Here is a 16,585-nt window from a genome sequence, read left to right as displayed (position 1 = left end):
TTTTGATTGGATGGTTGCAATTTTATATACAGTATAATAAAATAACCTTAAACCGACTAAACTAATATGAATAAGTGTTTTTCCAAAGCATTTAAAAAATACAGGTTAATATAGTCGTCCGATCCTATACATAAAAGAACCATCATTAAAGTCATTACTTTTAAGGTTTTATACAAAGGCGGAATGAAAATAGGGGAGTTGTGGTCATGGAATCATGCGTAGTGGATAAAAAACCTATGATCGAACAATTAATTGAAAAGGAGTTAAGACCATTCGTAAAGAAAATAGATGCTGAGGCTTTTTATGCTGAAGGATTTTTGAAAAAGCTCGGTGAGGCCGGTCTGTTTTCTTCCACTAATAAAACGGAAAAAGAAATTTTATTAGATGAAATGTATGTAGTTAAAGAAACAGCTAAAGTATGCATGACAACAGCGTTTTGTCTCTGGTGTCATTTGGCTGCCTTAACCTATATCCGAAAAACCGATAATGTAGAAATGAAAACTAGGTTATTATCAGCTTTTGAAAACGGTGAAGTCCTAGGGGCAACAGGTTTATCCAATCCAATGAAGTATTACGCGGGGCTAGAAAAACTGAATTTGAGCGCGAAACCGACTGAAGGTGGCTATATTGTTAATGGTGTATTGGCGTCCGTTTCCAATCTTGGAGAGAACCATTGGTTTGGATTAATCGCAGGTGTTAGCGAAAATGAACGAATAATGGCCGTGGTTCCTTGTAAATTAGACGGCCTAAAGCTAAAAGAAAAGGTAGATTACCTGGGGATTAACGGGAGTTCTACATATGCATGTTCCTTTAATGATGTATTTATACCTAAAGAATGGGTATTGTCTGAAAATGCCGATTTGTTCGTGGGAAAAATTCGTCCGGCATTTATTGCCTATCAAATTCCTCTCGGCCTGGGCGTCACCCAATCATCTATCATGGCGATTGAAAAGGTATGTCAAAAGCAGAATGGCTGTAATCAATTCTTGAGAACCCAATCAAATGAACTGCAAGAAGAAGAGCGACACATACAGGAAAAGATTTTAACCTTATTCAATAATGATTCACTTGACTGGAAAGAGATTGCAGATATTCGCCTTAAAACCGCTTACCTAACCCTTAAGGCTGTTCAAACGAATATGCTTCATAATGGGAGTGCCGGTTATCTGAAAGACAGCGCACCATCGAGGAAACTTAGGGAAGCGTATTTCTTTGCAAACTTGACACCGACAGTTAAACATTTGGAAAAAGTCCTTACTGTATAACCTAACCCTCATGAGATTTTCTACTCATGGGGGTTTTTAGTGAAGAAAACAACTCTATTACATCTTAAATGGGTATAAAGGCCCGGCATTTTTAAAAAAGATAAAGGATCAGAACTAAAATAGTACAAGAAGATTAGTGTGGTAAATGGGAAAATGGGTTATTTTAATTTTGGGAATATTATCTAATTTATTCCCGAAAAGGGGGATGTTTCATTGAAAAAGTATTGGAAAAGTATATTTTGTGCGTTAGCCGTCCTTGTGCTATCGCTAACGAGTTTGCAACCTGCTTTAGCAGCGACGGATTTGAAAAAAGCGAAGACGATAAGCCTTGACAAAAACTATACGGGACAGCTATCTATTACTAATTATGAACAGGTTTTCAAAGTCAAACTCAAGAAAAATGGAAATTTGAAAGTTTTTGTTAAAACGTATAAAAGTAGAAGTTGGTATGTTGAAGTCTTGGACAGCGAGGGCAGCCGACTTGATGACTATTACACAAAAACAACCAATGGTACCGAAACCAACGAAATCGGATTAAAGAAGGGTACATACTATATTGTCATCTCCGGAAATAAAGATAAGCCTTACAAGGTGCAAGCTAAGTTCAAAGCAAGCGAGTATTATGAAAGGGAAAGTAACAATACAGTAAAAACAGCAAACACGATAAAAACAGGTAAAAACTATTATGGTGCCCTACAAGAATTTACGGATAAAGATTATTTGAAGTTCACCGTGAAGAATAAAAGGAAAGTGTCAATCACTTATAACAATACACCCAAAGAACAAAGAGATATCTTGATAGTGAATGCGAAGGGGAAGGTCTATAAAACGGTACACACCGACTATCATGTTAAAAAACCTAGTACTAGTTCATTCAGCTTGTCTTTACCAAAGGGGAGTTATCATGTTCTGATTCAATATGGGAGCGGAGCATATAAAATAAAGGTGAAGTAAACAAACAAAAAAACGGTGCAGTCCAGCTAGTGGCTGCACCGTTTTTTCTTAAAACGGGTGTTTACATATCGTGACTACTGTTATGTTTTTGTCGAGAGTGCTGTCTGTTTTTCACTTTGTGAGAACCACTTAGAGGTTCAGGCTGACCTGATTTTTTTCCTTGATTCTTTTGCATGCCTTTTCCATCATTTTTAGTCATATGATATCCCCTCCTACTTATTAAGATAATCAGTTCGTTGAAAGTTATTCACAAGCATATTTATAAAAGCATCGTACATCCTAAAGATGAAAACTTATTGAGGAGCTGAATTTGATGCAGGACAAACAAGATAAGCGGAGATCTTTTCAAGAAGCCCAGCAAAGCTACAAACAAGTAAATGATGCCTATTCTTCGATTGAAAAGACGGCACCGAATTATGGAACGGAACTGAAACATGTGAAACAGGAAGTGAATGAAGCTTATCAGCAAATTCAATCTGCTTTAGTCAACGCATCTGAACACCAGCGTGAACAATTGAAGCAGTATGAACAGGATATACAGGAAATCGTGAACGAAGTCAATTCAGATGACTATTGAAAAAGGAATCCTATAGGCCCAGATTTAGATGTGCGTTTACCTAATAAAATGGGCTTTTTGAAGATTAGCACCTTCAAAAAGCCTCTTTTATGGATTCCTTCTTATTTATTGATTCTTCTTGCGCTTTTTATTGTTTTGCCTTTGTACCTCGGTTAAGGGTGGTTCATTACCTAATTCATCATTGTAGCCCACGCCATTGCCTTGTGCTTTTGCTGCGTTCATTCCCGGTATTACATGATTTGCTTTTTGCTTTGCCATTAGATCACCTCCATTTCATAGAGTGTCATAAGGAACGATGATTATGTATTAACTTCAAATATGTTTTGTTGGAATAATTTATCAGCTTGTTTTTGCGAAAAGCTAAGAATGATGAAGCCTTTAATGGGCGTGCTATGGGCATCTTAATAAGAAGTAAGGGATTTCACATAAGCTAAACTTATCAAAAACAATAACTTTCTTGTTATTTACTTATGCTGAATTCTATATTACTATTAGGTAGAAGGAAGAGTTAGGGTGGGAGAAGAGAGATAAATTTCATCAAACTAACTTTTTTACTTATATCCATTGTAAACATGGTTTTAATGACCAGGTTTTACTTTTATGTGCAGAATTGTTCTGACAGTTTAATAGGGGGTAATATTCATGACAAAGAATGACGTATATCAAGCGCGTAAGTCTTTTGAAGTTGAAGGACAACGCTACAACTACTACAGCTTAGATGCTATTGAAAAAGCAGGGGACGGCAAAGTATCACGCCTACCATATTCCATTAAAGTCCTACTTGAAGCGGTACTTCGCCAAGTGGACGGAAGAGTTATTACAAAAGAACATGTTGCAAACCTTGCTAAATGGGGAACAAGCGAGCAACAAGATATAGATGTTCCATTCAAGCCTTCACGCGTTATCCTACAAGATTTCACTGGTGTACCAGTAGTCGTAGATTTAGCTTCTCTACGTAATGCATTCGCTGCACTTGGTGGAGATCCTGATAAAATTAACCCGGAAATTCCGGTTGACCTTGTAATTGACCACTCAGTACAAGTTGATAAAGCAGGAACTTCTGATTCTCTTGATGCCAATATGGATCTTGAATTTGAACGTAATGCAGAGCGTTACCAGTTCCTAAGCTGGGCTCAAAAATCATTCAACAACTACCGTGCTGTTCCACCAGCAACTGGTATCGTTCACCAAGTAAACCTTGAGTTCCTTGCGAACGTAGTCCATGCTGTTGAAACACCAAACGGAGACTTTGAAGTATTCCCTGACTCTGTATTCGGTACAGATTCACATACTACAATGATTAACGGTATCGGTGTTCTTGGATGGGGTGTCGGTGGTATTGAAGCTGAAGCAGGTATGCTTGGACAACCTTCATACTTCCCAGTTCCAAAAGTAGTTGGAGTAAAACTTACTGGTCAACTTCCTAACGGAACAACTGCTACTGACCTTGCATTGAAAGTTACTCAAGTTCTTCGTGCACACGGCGTAGTTGGTAAATTCGTTGAGTTCTACGGCCCAGGAGTTGGATACCTTCCACTTGCTGACCGTGCAACAATCGCTAACATGGCACCAGAATACGGTGCTACAGTTGGGTTCTTCCCGGTTGATGCTGAAGCAATCGATTACATGCGCTTAACAGGCCGTGATGAAAAACAAATTAAAGTGGTTGAAACATACTGCAAAGAAAATGGATTGTTCTATACTCCTGAAAACGAAGACCCAGCATACAATGATGTTGTGGAAATCGACCTTTCAGCTATTGAGCCAAACCTTGCAGGACCTAAACGTCCACAAGATTTAATTCCACTTTCTCAAATGAAAAAATCTTTCCTTGAAGCAATCAATGCACCTATGGGTAACCAAGGTTTTGGCATGACTGATGCTGAATTGGATAAAGAAGTAACAGTTAAATTTGCTGATGGCAAAGAAACTACTATGAAAACAGGTGCGATCGCTATTGCTGCAATCACAAGCTGTACAAATACTTCTAACCCATACGTAATGCTTGGAGCAGGTCTTATTGCTAAAAAAGCGGTTGAAAAAGGCTTGACTGTTCCTGATTATGTTAAAACATCATTAGCACCAGGTTCTAAAGTTGTTACTGGTTACCTTCGTGATGCAGGTCTTCAACCATACTTGGATCAATTAGGATTCAACATCGTTGGTTACGGATGTACAACTTGTATCGGTAACTCAGGTCCATTAGCAGACGAAATCGAAGCAGCAGTTGCTGAAGCAGATCTTCTTGTAACATCTGTACTTTCTGGTAACCGTAACTTCGAAGGTCGTATTCACCCATTAGTGAAAGCAAACTACCTTGCTTCTCCAACATTGGTTGTTGCCTATGCACTTGCTGGTACTGTGGACTTCGATCTTAATAATGATTCTCTTGGTAAAGACAAAGACGGTAACGATGTTTACCTTGCTGATATCTGGCCATCACAAGAAGAAGTTAACGCAGCTGTTAAATCAACAGTTACACCGGAATTATTCCGTAAAGAATACGAAACTGTATTCAACGATAACAAACGTTGGAATGATATCGAAACAAGCAATGAAGCTATCTATGCTTTCGATTCTAAATCAACATATATTCAAAATCCTCCATTCTTTGAAGGATTATCACCTGAACCAGGTTCAGTTAACCCACTTACTGGATTGCGCGTAGTTGGTAAATTCGGTGATTCAGTTACAACTGACCATATCTCTCCTGCAGGTGCAATCGGTAAAGATACTCCAGCTGGTATCTACTTACGTGAAAACGGAGTGAAACCACGTGACTTTAACTCTTATGGTTCTCGTCGTGGTAACCACGAAGCGATGATGCGTGGAACATTCGCCAACATCCGTATCCGTAACCAAGTTGCTCCAGGTACAGAAGGTGGTTACACTACTTACTGGCCTACAGGCGATGTAATGGCTATCTATGATGCATGTATGAAATACAAAGCTGATGGAACAGGTCTTGCTGTCATTGCTGGTAAAGATTACGGTATGGGAAGTTCTCGTGACTGGGCTGCAAAAGGTACGAACCTTCTAGGCATTAAAACAGTTATCGCTGAAAGCTTCGAGCGTATTCACCGTTCTAACCTTGCATTGATGGGTGTTCTTCCTCTTCAATTCAAAGAAGGAGAAAACGCTGAGACTCTTGGCTTAACTGGTAAAGAAGCGATTGCTGTTAAGATCGACGAAACAGTTAAACCTCGCGATATGGTAACTGTTACAGCTACTGATGAAGCTGGCAACGTAAAAGAATTTGATGTATTGGTTCGTTTCGATTCTGAAATCGAAATCGACTACTACCGTCACGGTGGTATCCTTCAAATGGTATTACGTAACAAACTTAAAGGTTAATTAACTTTTAGAAGACGACAAACCTGCCTGTCAGGTTTGTCGTTTTTTTTGTGTCAAAGTTATGAAATATAACAAGGGACTTCGATTTTACCTTTTCTGAGCATGATTTTATTGGTAAGATGATGTAAGAGGCTGACAGATATGGAATATGTACTATTTCTTTTGGCGAATGAATATTTTTATTGTAACGGAATTAGGGGGACGGGGTCATGTTAAAGAAAATTATTGCCTCGGTTGTCTTACTATCGCTGATAGCGGTGGCAATCGTTCAAGCAATGGATGATAAACCTGATAAAAATGAAGAAGGAAATTCGATGGGGGGGCTGAAAATTGGTGCCAAAGCACCTGATTTCACCTTAGAAACTTTGAATGGGAAACAGGTGAATTTATCTGACTATAAAGGAAAAAAAGTGATGTTGAATTTCTGGGCAACTTGGTGTCCTCCTTGTAAAAAAGAAATGCCAGATATGGAGAAATACTCAAAGCAGGCTGGGGAAGATGTCGTTATATTGGCTGTTAACATTGATCCAGAAAATGATGTGCAGGCATTTATTGATGATAATGGGATAACATTTACCATTCCATTGGACAGTCAAAGCGCTAAACAACCGGTAAACGATCAATATAAGGTTATGGCCATACCTACAACATACTTTATTGACAGTGAGGGCATTATTCGAAATAAAATGGTTAAAGCGATGCAATTTAATGAAATGGAACAAAACATCAATAGTATGAAATGACGGAATCAATAAGATTCCGTTTATTTAGTAGGATTTAAAAAATGTGTCTAATTTGTCACAAGTTTTTAGAAAAATCAAAAAACATTGCAAAAAATAGATTACACTCCGCCAATTTGGGTTAAAGTATAGAAGACGCGTGAAATGAGTTTGGTACGAACTAAAATGACTGATTATTCAGACTTTATATCAGACTGTCTGTATAGTCATAATTTTACGTTAATTTGGAAAAGATGGAATATACACTATATAGTAAGAAGGTGAAAATATGAAGAAAAGAAAACGATCTTTTGAAGAACTGATTAATGAAAATAAAAAGGAATTGTTAATGGATACAAAGCTGATGGAGAGACTTGAAGAACGACTTGAACAAAAACATATGCAAAAGGCTGAATAATAGCATAAGGGTATGAAAAAGAAGGGCTAGCGATGAATATTTCATTGTTGGCTCTTTTTTACATGCAGTGGTAAAAACATTTGAATTCTCGGAAAACCACTCAAAAACTGGAACTCATGAATTTCATTTTTAAAACCATCCTAAAAATAGGAGGCGATTTATAATGAGTAACCCAAAAAAAGATTCACAACACTTTAGACCGAGCCATCTGGGTACACAACCGAGAACAGGTGGAGGAAATAAAGGAAAGCAAATGCAAGATACTTCAGGAAAGCATGCCCAAGTCATTCAAACTAAAGGTGAGTAAGTAAGAATTCATGTCTTTAAAGGCTAGGTGGAGAAGGGAGTTATTCTTTCTCTACCTTTTCTATTTCAATAACCGAATAAGAACGGAGACGCTATTCTTTAAAGGTATTCTGCAATTATGATAAGATGATGACAGTACGATTGAAAAGGAAGTGGGGAAACAAAATGTGGATAGCAGAAAATGAAATAGAGGTTCGGTATGCTGAAACGGACCAAATGGGAGTCGTGTATCATGCTAATTACTTTGTATGGATGGAACTTGGCAGGACGAAATTAATTAATGATTTAGGTTTCCGTTATGCAGATATGGAAGCGGAGAACATCCTTTCCCCCGTGATGGATATACAGGCTACTTACAAAATACCTGTACGTTACGGTGAAAAAGTACTGATCAAGACATGGATTGAAGAATATGATGGGCTCCGTGTCGTTTATGGATATGAAATCATGAACCAGGATAATAAAGTGGCGGCAACCGGCCAATCTGTGCATGTTTGCGTAAAAAAGGAAAACTTTAAACCTGTGTCCATCAGAAGGCTATTTCCAGCGTGGCATGAAGCCTATGAAAAAAATAAAAAGTGATATTTACATAACCGAGGTGAACAGTATGGCGTTCGGGATTAAGCGGGTCGACGTTATTAACTGGAAACGTCAAATCGACCAAGGAAAAATTGCGTTTTTAACTCACTATTGGCTTGATGATCGTTTTCCTGGTTGCAAGACAGTGACCAAAGTCGGCTGTAAGGACATGGATCGTTTAGCGGAGTGGGGAGATAAATATGGTTTGAGAAAAGAATGGATTCATCACAGGAAGGATGGTTATTCCCACTTTGACCTGTTGGGGGATCGGCAAAGAGACATTCTTAAAGCTGAGGATATCAAAGAAAGATTAGTCAAGTAAAAGGCGAAACAAGGGAAACTGACAGCAGCAGGGTTCCCTGCTGCATGGTCAAGCTCCTTTTTTGTATACGAATTCAGGTTCAGCAGATTTCTCATTGAAAGTGATTAATAAATCATGTCCATCGAAAAACCATGTATCTTTTTCTTCTACATAAAAGGTGATTGATCTCATTGTATCTGAAGCTGCTATGGCTTCAGGTTCTTCCTGAATGATACCCAATGAAAATCCGCTTTGGACAGTACTTACCCCTCCGTATCGTGCATGAAAGCGCAGATAAGCCCCTTCAGGCAATTCTAACTCATCGATATACCATTTGGCAGCCCGGTCGGAAATTTGTAGTTTCAAAAAGTGAACCTCCTCCCTTTAATTGAACATGTTCATTATAAGATAAATGCAGTAAAGATGCGAATAAAGTATGTTGTGGAGGAAAATCAAGAATGAATATACCCTATACGATTTGTTTTATTACCCGAGTAAGATCAGGCAGGGTCGAAATTCTTATGCTTTTGCGTAATAATGAACCTAATAAACATAAATGGAATGGCGTTGGTGGAAAAATCGAGGAAGGAGAGACCATCAATGACTCGATAGCTCGAGAAATAATCGAAGAAACAGGGCTGAAAGTGAACAATCTGTGTTTCCGTGGTATCGTAACATGGAACGAGACGAGTGGAATGTACGTTTATCGGGCCGAAGACACAGGTGGAGAACTCATTGCTTGTGATGAAGGTGAACTTGCCTGGAAGCCCTACGAGTGGGTCATGGAGACTGATGAAGCTGTGTCGAATATTAAATATTATTTAAATGAAATTTTATTTGAGCAGTCTTTATACGAATTTGCTTTGACATATGAAAATGAACGACTACTTTCCTTTGAAAAAAAATCCTTACCTGATAATTATCCGCTACTACTTACTAAATAAAAGAGCATTTTTTATTTATGAATCATGCACTAAAATGAATTTTCCTGTACATATGTAGATGAATATAAAAGTAGGGGTAATGAAGAATTCCTAACATCACACATGGGAGTTAAGGGTACGGAGAAGTGAGAGATGAAAAAACGGTGTTTTTATAGGGATGTATTTTTCGGAATCGAATTATGTAATGGATATTGATAAAGATGGCATGCTTTCCATGCAAAAAGAAAACATGCCTAAATCGTACCTGCGGATCATGCTATTTTTTGTTTTCTTTTTCTTCGGCCTCGGCTAGTTTCTTTAACAAGATGGGTGTAGGCATATGCATAATTTGCTCTAAAGGTAGGTTAAGTGTCTCAGATAGCTTTATTGCGGTATCTGATGAGATTTGTAAAGGTTTCACGGTTTCTCTCCTAATCTTCTATTCAATATTTAATGGTGAAAAAGTGATGAAAAGCCCATCTAATGGGCTTTTTCTCTTGCTGAATTATAGCCATTTCACTTTCGGTTCCGTCTTATCGATAATTCGTTTAATATTGGCACGATGACGGTAAAAAATGAAAACGGTCAGTATACCGATCACGATGATAAGAGCCCAGTCGCCGAAATGGAATACTAGGCTGTATATGAGGGCCAGTAGGCAAGCAATCATTGATGATAGTGATACATATTTGGTTATGTATAAGGATATAAAAAATATGAGAACGGCAAAAAGGAAAAATAAAGGTTCATAAGCCAGTATGACACCAGCTGATGTTGCAACTGCTTTTCCACCCCGGAAATTCGCAAAGATGGGGAACATATGACCGATTACTGCACAAATTCCAGCTAGTAATTCAGGCATATCCGCACCTAGGAAGAATGGGAGGAGCGTGGCTAATGTACCTTTAAGTATGTCCATGATCGTTACGGTCAGCCCAGCCTTGACACCAAGCGTTCTGAAGGTGTTCGTGCCACCTAAGTTTTTACTGCCATGCTCCCGAATATCAATGTTGTAAAAGGTTTTTCCGATTATCAAACCTGATGGAATCGATCCGATTAAGTAGGCAGCCAGAATAATGATGATTGTAAGCATTCGATAACCCTTTCTTAAAGAAGAATATTCATATTTTATCGTGCATGAACAGGCTGAAAGTGATAGAAGGACCAAATCAGCCTCAAATACCTGATAAGTTTATCTTATTGTAACATTTTCATGATAAAATGGCATGGCTGTCTGGAAAAATCCTTATGAATTTTTTTGATATATCTTCGAATTCTATGATTTGAATGGTTTATAAGAAGGGTTTATCGTTAATATAAGAAATGTAACATGTACTTCCATCCAAGTATCGGGATAACCATTCCTTTATGTCTGAAATGAAATTAATCGACGAAATATCTGTTCGGTAAGAATGAATTTTTGTATAATGGTTTTCTTAATAATGGTATTAAACTGCTTTTCTTTGTAAAATATTCTTAATGAGGCAAAACTATTCGTTAGTATTGTATTTTATATTAAAGGGGACTGATAAAAGTGATTGAAAATCCTAGTAGGGAAGAAATGGGCAAGATGTTAAAAAAATCGAAACGGATTGCTGTGGTAGGACTATCGAATAATCCTGATCGAACTTCATATATGGTTTCAAAAGCTATGCAGGATAATGGATATGAAATCATTCCGGTCAATCCTGCCGTATCCGAAGTGATGGGGGTTAAGGCGGTTGCATCACTAAAAGATATTGTTGGACATGTCGATATCGTCAATGTTTTTCGCCGCTCTGAATACCTACCGGAGATTGCAAAAGAATTCGCAGAAATTGATGCGGATATCTTTTGGGCACAACTAGGGGTTGAAAACGAAGAGGCATATAATTTTCTAAAAGAAAAAGGCTATACTGTTATTATGAATCGATGTATAAAAGTTGAACACGCTCTTACAAAATAAAGTAAAGAGCGGATTTTTCCGCTCTTTTTTTTATAAGTGGGGAATTAAATTTTTTGAAAAACATAGCTTGAATTGAAAACGAAACATAGTTATCGCAATTAAACTACATATAAAATTTAAGAGAAATAGTAAAACGCTATTTGCCAAATGAAAATTTACGGCTACAATTAGAACGGTGGATCAGATAGATTTTACAATAAAACGAACATGATAAATTCCGATCAAGAATATTAACGTTTAATAAAGGGACGAAAAAAATAGAACACTTGTTCTTTTTGTTCGAAACCATTATACTTTATGTAAAGATAACGAACATATAAATTATTTGGTTTAAGGTTAAGAGTCATTTCATTGCAGTATGATTTGGCCCGGAAATTGTGTTTAGTAAGGAAAGGGGAATTTCTGTGGCAAAGAAAGTAAAGACAATCGAGTACAATGATGATGCAATTCAGGTACTGGAAGGACTCGAAGCGGTCAGAAAACGTCCCGGTATGTATATCGGCAGTACGGATGCACGTGGACTTCATCATTTAGTGTATGAGATTGTGGATAACTCCGTAGATGAGGTTTTGGCCGGTTATGGAGACCACATTAGTGTGAAAATACATAAAGATAATAGTGTAAGTGTAACGGATAAGGGTCGGGGGATGCCTACAGGTATGCATAAAACGGGGAAACCTACACCTGAAGTCATTTTGACGATTCTTCATGCCGGAGGTAAGTTCGGACAAGGTGGATATAAAACAAGTGGCGGTCTGCACGGGGTTGGTGCATCAGTTGTGAATGCATTGTCTGAATGGCTTGTCGTCACGATTAAAAGAGACGGGTTCATTTATGAACAACGTTTCTTCAACGGGGGTAAACCGGAAACCACCTTGGAGAAAATCGGCAAAACCAATCAATCCGGGACAAGAATTCATTTTAAGCCGGATCCTAAAATATTTTCGGTTACCACATTTAATTATGATACGCTCTCTGAAAGACTTCGTGAGTCTGCTTTTCTTTTAAAGGGCATGAAAATAGAGTTGATAGATGAACGGAAAAATGAGCATGAAATATTCCATTATGAAACTGGGATAGAAGCTTTTGTAGAATATTTAAATGAGGAAAAAGAGACGCTCCATAATGTTGTCAGTTTAGAAGGGGAACAGAATGGAATTGAGGTCGACCTGGCTTTTCAATTTAATGATGGATATTCAGAAAACATCCTAAGCTTTGTCAATAATGTCCGCACGAAAGATGGCGGGACCCATGAAATTGGGGCTAAGACAGCGATGACACGTTCATTTAATGATTACGCCAGAAAGATGGGGTTATTAAAGGAAAAAGATAAAAATCTTGAAGGATCGGATATACGAGAAGGATTATCTTCAATTATTTCTGTCCGCATTCCGGAAGAGCTCCTGCAATTTGAAGGTCAGACTAAAAGCAAGCTGGGTACCAGTGAAGCGCGGTCTGCTGTCGATTCAATCGTTTCAGAGCATTTAGCATACTTTTTTGAAGAAGATCCGACGACTACCACACTATTAGTGAAAAAGTCCATCAAAGCTTTCCAAGCTCGTGAAGCGGCCCGAAAAGCTCGGGAAGATGCTAGAAGCGGAAAGAAACGGAAAAAATCCGATGGTAATCTTTCGGGGAAATTGACGCCAGCCCAATCGAAAAATCCCGAGCGAAATGAATTATATCTTGTTGAAGGGGACTCTGCAGGAGGATCTGCCAAGCAAGGTCGGGATCGACGTTTTCAAGCGGTGCTACCGCTAAGGGGTAAAGTCATCAATACCGAAAAGGCTAAGCTTGCCGATATTTTCAAAAATGAAGAAATAAACACGATTATTCATGCCATAGGTGCAGGAGTGGGGGCGGAATTCAATACCCCTGATACCAATTATGATAAAGTCATCATCATGACTGATGCCGATACGGATGGAGCACATATTCAAGTATTACTGCTTACATTCTTTTATCGTTATATGAAGCCATTAATAGAGGCAGGAAAGGTATTTATCGCCTTGCCGCCATTATATAAAGTGAGTAAAGGCACGGGAAAGAAAGAGATTATAGAATATGCCTGGAGCGATGATGAACTTCAGGGTGCAATTGATAAAATAGGCAGAGGCTATATGATCCAGCGCTATAAGGGTCTTGGTGAGATGAATGCCGATCAGCTATGGGATACGACCATGAATCCGGAAACAAGAACATTGATTCGCGTCAAAATCGATGACGGGGCACGTGCTGAAAGACGTGTAACAACGTTAATGGGTGACAAAGTAGAGCCGCGCCGTAAATGGATTGAAGCCAATGTTGCTTTTGGTCTCGAAGAGGAATCGAATATTTTAGATAATGAAAATATGTCGATTGAAGAGGAGGTCAATAACGATGGTATTTGAAGAGTCATTTCGTGATTTACCGCTAGAAGAGGTTATTGGAGATCGCTTCGGGCGTTATAGTAAATATATTATTCAGGATCGTGCATTACCAGATGCAAGAGATGGATTAAAACCGGTTCAGCGCCGGATTTTATATGCCATGTTTGTAGAAGGGAATACCCAGGAAAAAGGGTTTAGAAAATCTGCCAAAACGGTCGGTAATGTTATTGGTAACTATCACCCACACGGTGATTCCTCAGTTTATGAGGCCATGGTACGGATGAGTCAGGATTGGAAGTTGCGGAAGGTCATGGTTCAGATGCATGGAAACAACGGTAGTATCGATGGTGACCCACCAGCTGCAATGCGTTATACGGAAGCAAGGCTTTCAGCCATTGCCTCCGAGATGTTACGTGATATAGACAAGCGGACTGTTGATTTTGTCTCCAATTTTGACGATACATCCGAAGAACCTATCGTATTACCGGCAATGTTCCCGAACCTGCTCGTAAACGGTTCGACAGGTATATCTGCTGGTTATGCAACGGAGATTCCTCCACATCAATTAGGCGAAGTCATTGATGCAGCCATTATGAGGATCGATAACCCGAAAGCGACAGTCGCGGATTTGATGACAGTTATCAAAGGTCCCGATTTCCCAACAGGCGGTATCATTCAGGGAATCGAAGGCATTCGTAAAGCCTATGAAACCGGCAAAGGTAAAATCATCGTCCGTGGCTTGGCTGATGTGGAAACGATACGTGGAGGAAAGCAACAAATTGTCGTTACGGAAATCCCTTATGAAGTCAATAAAGCGAATCTTGTAAAGAAAATAGATGAGTTCCGGCTTGATCGTAAAGTTGAAGGAATTGCGGAGGTTCGTGATGAAACCGACCGTACGGGACTTCGAATCGTAATTGAATTGAGAAAAGAAGCAGATGCAAATGGTGTCTTGCATTATTTATATAAAAATTCCGATCTCCAGGTTTCTTATAATTTTAATATGGTGGCGATTTATAAAAAACGGCCGACATTGATGAGCCTGCCTAAAATGCTTGATGCATATATTGACCATCGTAAAGAGGTTATAATTAACCGATCTCGTTTTGAACTTCAAAAAGCACACGATAGGGCACATATTGTAGACGGCTTAATAAAGGCTCTATCCATTTTAGATGAAGTCATCGCTGTCATCCGAGGTTCTAAGGATAAAAGAGATGCTAAAGATAACCTGATTGCCAAGTTTACCTTTACCGAAGCTCAGTCCGAAGCCATTGTATCTTTACAGCTCTACCGTTTGACCAACACGGACATTACAGCTCTAAAAGCTGAAGCAGCAGAGTTAAACAGTAAGATTGAGGAATTGACTAAAATACTTGGTAGTGAGAAGGTTCTACTTCAAGTCATTAAAAAAGAATTACGATTTATTAAAAAAGGGTTTGATGACGGCCGACGTTCGAAAATCGAGAATGAGATTGAAGAAATCAAGATCAATCTTGAAGTCTTGATAGCAAGTGAGGACGTTATGGTCACTGTAACGAAAGAGGGCTATGTCAAGCGTACATCGCTACGATCTTATTCGGCATCCGGTGGGCTTGATTTTGGCATGAAGGATTCAGACCGCATGCTTCAGAAACTGGAAATGAATACGACAGACGTACTGCTGTTGTTCACTTCCAAAGGTAATTTCCTATATTGTCCAGTCCATCAGCTTCCAGATATTCGTTGGAAAGAAACGGGCCAACATATCGCGAATATCATCCCAATAGATCGGGATGAGCAAATCATTAAGGCCATTCCAATAAAAGATTTCAATCAACCAGAGTTTTTAGTGTTCATAACGAAAAATGGCATGGTCAAAAAGACCGAACTAGCTTCCTATAAAGCACAGCGTCATTCCAAAACCCTAGTAGGCATCAATTTAAAGGGTGATGATGAATTGATTGATGTTCACCACACCGATGGCAAGGCTGATCTATTCATAGTCACCCACAATGGTTATGGCTTATGGTTTGATGAAGAAGAAGTGAGTGTTGTAGGCATCCGTGCTGCTGGTGTGAAGGGAATCAATTTAAAAGAAGATGATTATGTCATTGGCGGTAAGATATTAGCCAAGGATAGTAAGGAATCCATTTTGATCGTCACACAACGCGGGGCCATGAAGAAAATGAAATTGACGGAGTTCGAAAAAACAAGCCGTGCTAAACGTGGGGTTGTCGTATTAAGGGAACTTAAATCAAATCCTCATCGTGTCATTGGATTTGATACAGTCAATAAAACCGATAGTTTGTTCATTCTTTCTGAAAAAGGCAAAATTGAAACCGTTCATGCATCATCATTGAAAAATCATGATCGCTACACAAATGGTTCCTTTATTTTTGACGAAACGGAAAGCGGAAAAGCAAAAGAATTATGGAAAATTTCATTAGAAGATGAATCTGTAAAAGATTCGTAACATCCATTCATTTTATAGTAGGGATGCTGACTTGGTCAGCATCCCTTTTCTTTATTTCTATGGTTGATCTGTGTTCAAATCTAGGCTCATTCGTCCCTTACTGTCCGTGTAGTCAAATAACACCATTTACATTTACCCCGATGCCTTCTTTACTCACTAACTACTTAATATGTTCTTAATTCAAAAGTGAATGATTAAGTCAAAATTAAATCGTTGTAGTGTCCATGAGAAAATCTCAATAATTGGATGATTAATTCAAATTTGAATTTTAATGAAACCAGATTGCTAGCCTGGTAGCGTTTTTAATTTGGCACATTACTTGCATATGATAATTGTATCTTCTTGATTTTTGTGAATTAGGAAAGGGAGCAAAAATGGATAGATCTTATAACAAGAATTCTAATCTTGAAAAAAATTGAA

The 16,585-nt window shown here is 38.5% G+C and carries 18 protein-coding genes; 13 read left to right on the top strand and 5 right to left on the bottom strand.

Annotation, left to right across the window (positions count from 1 at the left end):
• Positions 1–206: 206 nt before the first annotated feature.
• Together ACQKL6_RS13665 and ACQKL6_RS13660 are read left to right on the top strand one after the other, a co-directional pair.
• Positions 207–1,265, top strand: coding sequence for an acyl-CoA dehydrogenase family protein (locus ACQKL6_RS13665; RefSeq protein ID WP_402872636.1), 1,059 nt, complete (start codon positions 207–209; stop codon positions 1,263–1,265).
• Between the two features lie 213 nt (positions 1,266–1,478).
• Positions 1,479–2,219, top strand: a complete 741-nt coding sequence (locus ACQKL6_RS13660) for a hypothetical protein (protein WP_402872638.1) — start codon at positions 1,479–1,481, stop codon at positions 2,217–2,219.
• Between the two features lie 61 nt (positions 2,220–2,280).
• On the opposite strand, the gene ACQKL6_RS13655 is transcribed toward ACQKL6_RS13660, so the two are convergent.
• A complete protein-coding gene (locus tag ACQKL6_RS13655) occupies positions 2,281–2,418 on the bottom strand; it encodes a small acid-soluble spore protein P (RefSeq protein WP_402872640.1) in 138 nt (45 codons plus the stop codon).
• A gap of 114 nt (positions 2,419–2,532) precedes the next feature.
• Here ACQKL6_RS13655 and ACQKL6_RS13650 point away from each other — a divergent pair, with 114 nt between their 5' ends.
• Positions 2,533–2,796 carry a hypothetical protein gene (locus tag ACQKL6_RS13650; RefSeq protein ID WP_402872642.1) on the top strand — a complete coding sequence of 88 codons (264 nt, stop codon included), beginning with the start codon at positions 2,533–2,535 and terminating at the stop codon, positions 2,794–2,796.
• Between the two features lie 105 nt (positions 2,797–2,901).
• Here the strand turns inward: ACQKL6_RS13650 and sspO are convergent, their stop codons facing one another.
• Positions 2,902–3,054 carry a small acid-soluble spore protein O gene (sspO, locus tag ACQKL6_RS13645; protein ID WP_402872644.1) on the bottom strand — a complete coding sequence of 51 codons (153 nt, stop codon included), beginning with the start codon at positions 3,052–3,054 and terminating at the stop codon, positions 2,902–2,904.
• 384 nt (positions 3,055–3,438) lie between these two features.
• Here sspO and acnA point away from each other — a divergent pair, with 384 nt between their 5' ends.
• The 6 genes from acnA to ACQKL6_RS13615 all read left to right on the top strand — a co-directional run bounded on the left by acnA (position 3,439) and on the right by ACQKL6_RS13615 (position 8,494).
• Entirely contained in the window at positions 3,439–6,150 is a 2,712-nt protein-coding gene (gene acnA, locus ACQKL6_RS13640) for an aconitate hydratase AcnA (protein WP_402959126.1), read from the top strand.
• Between the two features lie 209 nt (positions 6,151–6,359).
• Positions 6,360–6,893, top strand: a complete 534-nt coding sequence (locus ACQKL6_RS13635; RefSeq protein WP_402872649.1) for a TlpA disulfide reductase family protein — start codon at positions 6,360–6,362, stop codon at positions 6,891–6,893.
• Positions 6,894–7,158: 265 nt separating this feature from the next.
• Positions 7,159–7,287, top strand: a complete 129-nt coding sequence (locus tag ACQKL6_RS13630) for an FbpB family small basic protein (protein WP_402872652.1) — start codon at positions 7,159–7,161, stop codon at positions 7,285–7,287.
• 163 nt (positions 7,288–7,450) lie between these two features.
• The gene (locus ACQKL6_RS13625) at positions 7,451–7,594 is read left to right on the top strand and encodes an acid-soluble spore protein N (RefSeq protein WP_402872655.1); all 144 of its coding nucleotides are present in this window, start codon (positions 7,451–7,453) and stop codon (positions 7,592–7,594) included.
• A 164-nt stretch (positions 7,595–7,758) separates the two neighbouring features.
• A complete protein-coding gene (locus tag ACQKL6_RS13620) occupies positions 7,759–8,175 on the top strand; it encodes an acyl-CoA thioesterase (protein WP_402872658.1) in 417 nt (138 codons plus the stop codon).
• A gap of 25 nt (positions 8,176–8,200) precedes the next feature.
• Entirely contained in the window at positions 8,201–8,494 is a 294-nt protein-coding gene (locus ACQKL6_RS13615; protein WP_402989803.1) for a hypothetical protein, read from the top strand.
• Positions 8,495–8,542: 48 nt separating this feature from the next.
• Here the strand turns inward: ACQKL6_RS13615 and ACQKL6_RS13610 are convergent, their stop codons facing one another.
• Positions 8,543–8,839: a HesB/YadR/YfhF family protein gene (locus tag ACQKL6_RS13610; RefSeq protein ID WP_402872660.1), complete on the bottom strand. Its 297-nt coding sequence runs from the start codon at positions 8,837–8,839 to the stop codon at positions 8,543–8,545.
• 92 nt (positions 8,840–8,931) lie between these two features.
• Between ACQKL6_RS13610 and ACQKL6_RS13605 the strand changes: the two genes are divergently transcribed.
• A complete protein-coding gene (locus ACQKL6_RS13605; protein WP_427651274.1) occupies positions 8,932–9,417 on the top strand; it encodes an NUDIX hydrolase in 486 nt (161 codons plus the stop codon).
• 256 nt (positions 9,418–9,673) lie between these two features.
• Here the strand turns inward: ACQKL6_RS13605 and ACQKL6_RS13600 are convergent, their stop codons facing one another.
• Together ACQKL6_RS13600 and plsY are read right to left on the bottom strand one after the other, a co-directional pair.
• Entirely contained in the window at positions 9,674–9,817 is a 144-nt protein-coding gene (locus tag ACQKL6_RS13600) for a YycC family protein (RefSeq protein WP_402872669.1), read from the bottom strand.
• Positions 9,818–9,901: 84 nt separating this feature from the next.
• Entirely contained in the window at positions 9,902–10,489 is a 588-nt protein-coding gene (gene plsY, locus ACQKL6_RS13595) for a glycerol-3-phosphate 1-O-acyltransferase PlsY (RefSeq protein WP_402989500.1), read from the bottom strand.
• A 468-nt stretch (positions 10,490–10,957) separates the two neighbouring features.
• Here plsY and ACQKL6_RS13590 point away from each other — a divergent pair, with 468 nt between their 5' ends.
• The 3 genes from ACQKL6_RS13590 (at position 10,958) to parC (ending at position 16,165) form a co-directional block, all read left to right on the top strand.
• The gene (locus ACQKL6_RS13590; RefSeq protein WP_402873203.1) at positions 10,958–11,341 is read left to right on the top strand and encodes a CoA-binding protein; all 384 of its coding nucleotides are present in this window, start codon (positions 10,958–10,960) and stop codon (positions 11,339–11,341) included.
• 404 nt (positions 11,342–11,745) lie between these two features.
• Positions 11,746–13,731: a DNA topoisomerase IV subunit B gene (gene parE / locus ACQKL6_RS13585; protein WP_402872675.1), complete on the top strand. Its 1,986-nt coding sequence runs from the start codon at positions 11,746–11,748 to the stop codon at positions 13,729–13,731.
• Entirely contained in the window at positions 13,721–16,165 is a 2,445-nt protein-coding gene (parC, locus tag ACQKL6_RS13580; RefSeq protein ID WP_427651273.1) for a DNA topoisomerase IV subunit A, read from the top strand. The genes parE and parC overlap by 11 nt, the downstream gene beginning before the upstream one ends.
• Positions 16,166–16,585 lie beyond the last annotated feature (420 nt).

Source organism: Peribacillus sp. NPDC097197, from assembly GCF_050278025.1.
Classification (GTDB): domain Bacteria; phylum Bacillota; class Bacilli; order Bacillales; family DSM-1321; genus Peribacillus.
This window is presented reverse-complemented; position numbering and strand designations above follow the sequence as displayed.

Bases quoted from the DNA above. Each gene is read 5' to 3' on its own strand.
- ACQKL6_RS13665 (WP_402872636.1), top strand. From the start codon at position 207: ATGGAATCATGCGTAGTGGATAAAAAACCTATGATCGAACAATTAATT.
- ACQKL6_RS13655 (WP_402872640.1), bottom strand. From the start codon at position 2,418: ATGACTAAAAATGATGGAAAAGGCATGCAAAAGAATCAAGGAAAAAAA.
- ACQKL6_RS13650 (WP_402872642.1), top strand. From the start codon at position 2,533: ATGCAGGACAAACAAGATAAGCGGAGATCTTTTCAAGAAGCCCAGCAA.
- sspO (WP_402872644.1), bottom strand. From the start codon at position 3,054: ATGGCAAAGCAAAAAGCAAATCATGTAATACCGGGAATGAACGCAGCA.
- acnA (WP_402959126.1), top strand. From the start codon at position 3,439: ATGACAAAGAATGACGTATATCAAGCGCGTAAGTCTTTTGAAGTTGAA.
- ACQKL6_RS13635 (WP_402872649.1), top strand. From the start codon at position 6,360: ATGTTAAAGAAAATTATTGCCTCGGTTGTCTTACTATCGCTGATAGCG.
- ACQKL6_RS13630 (WP_402872652.1), top strand. From the start codon at position 7,159: ATGAAGAAAAGAAAACGATCTTTTGAAGAACTGATTAATGAAAATAAA.
- ACQKL6_RS13625 (WP_402872655.1), top strand. From the start codon at position 7,451: ATGAGTAACCCAAAAAAAGATTCACAACACTTTAGACCGAGCCATCTG.
- ACQKL6_RS13620 (WP_402872658.1), top strand. From the start codon at position 7,759: ATGTGGATAGCAGAAAATGAAATAGAGGTTCGGTATGCTGAAACGGAC.
- ACQKL6_RS13615 (WP_402989803.1), top strand. From the start codon at position 8,201: ATGGCGTTCGGGATTAAGCGGGTCGACGTTATTAACTGGAAACGTCAA.
- ACQKL6_RS13605 (WP_427651274.1), top strand. From the start codon at position 8,932: ATGAATATACCCTATACGATTTGTTTTATTACCCGAGTAAGATCAGGC.
- plsY (WP_402989500.1), bottom strand. From the start codon at position 10,489: ATGCTTACAATCATCATTATTCTGGCTGCCTACTTAATCGGATCGATT.
- ACQKL6_RS13590 (WP_402873203.1), top strand. From the start codon at position 10,958: ATGGGCAAGATGTTAAAAAAATCGAAACGGATTGCTGTGGTAGGACTA.
- parC (WP_427651273.1), top strand. From the start codon at position 13,721: ATGGTATTTGAAGAGTCATTTCGTGATTTACCGCTAGAAGAGGTTATT.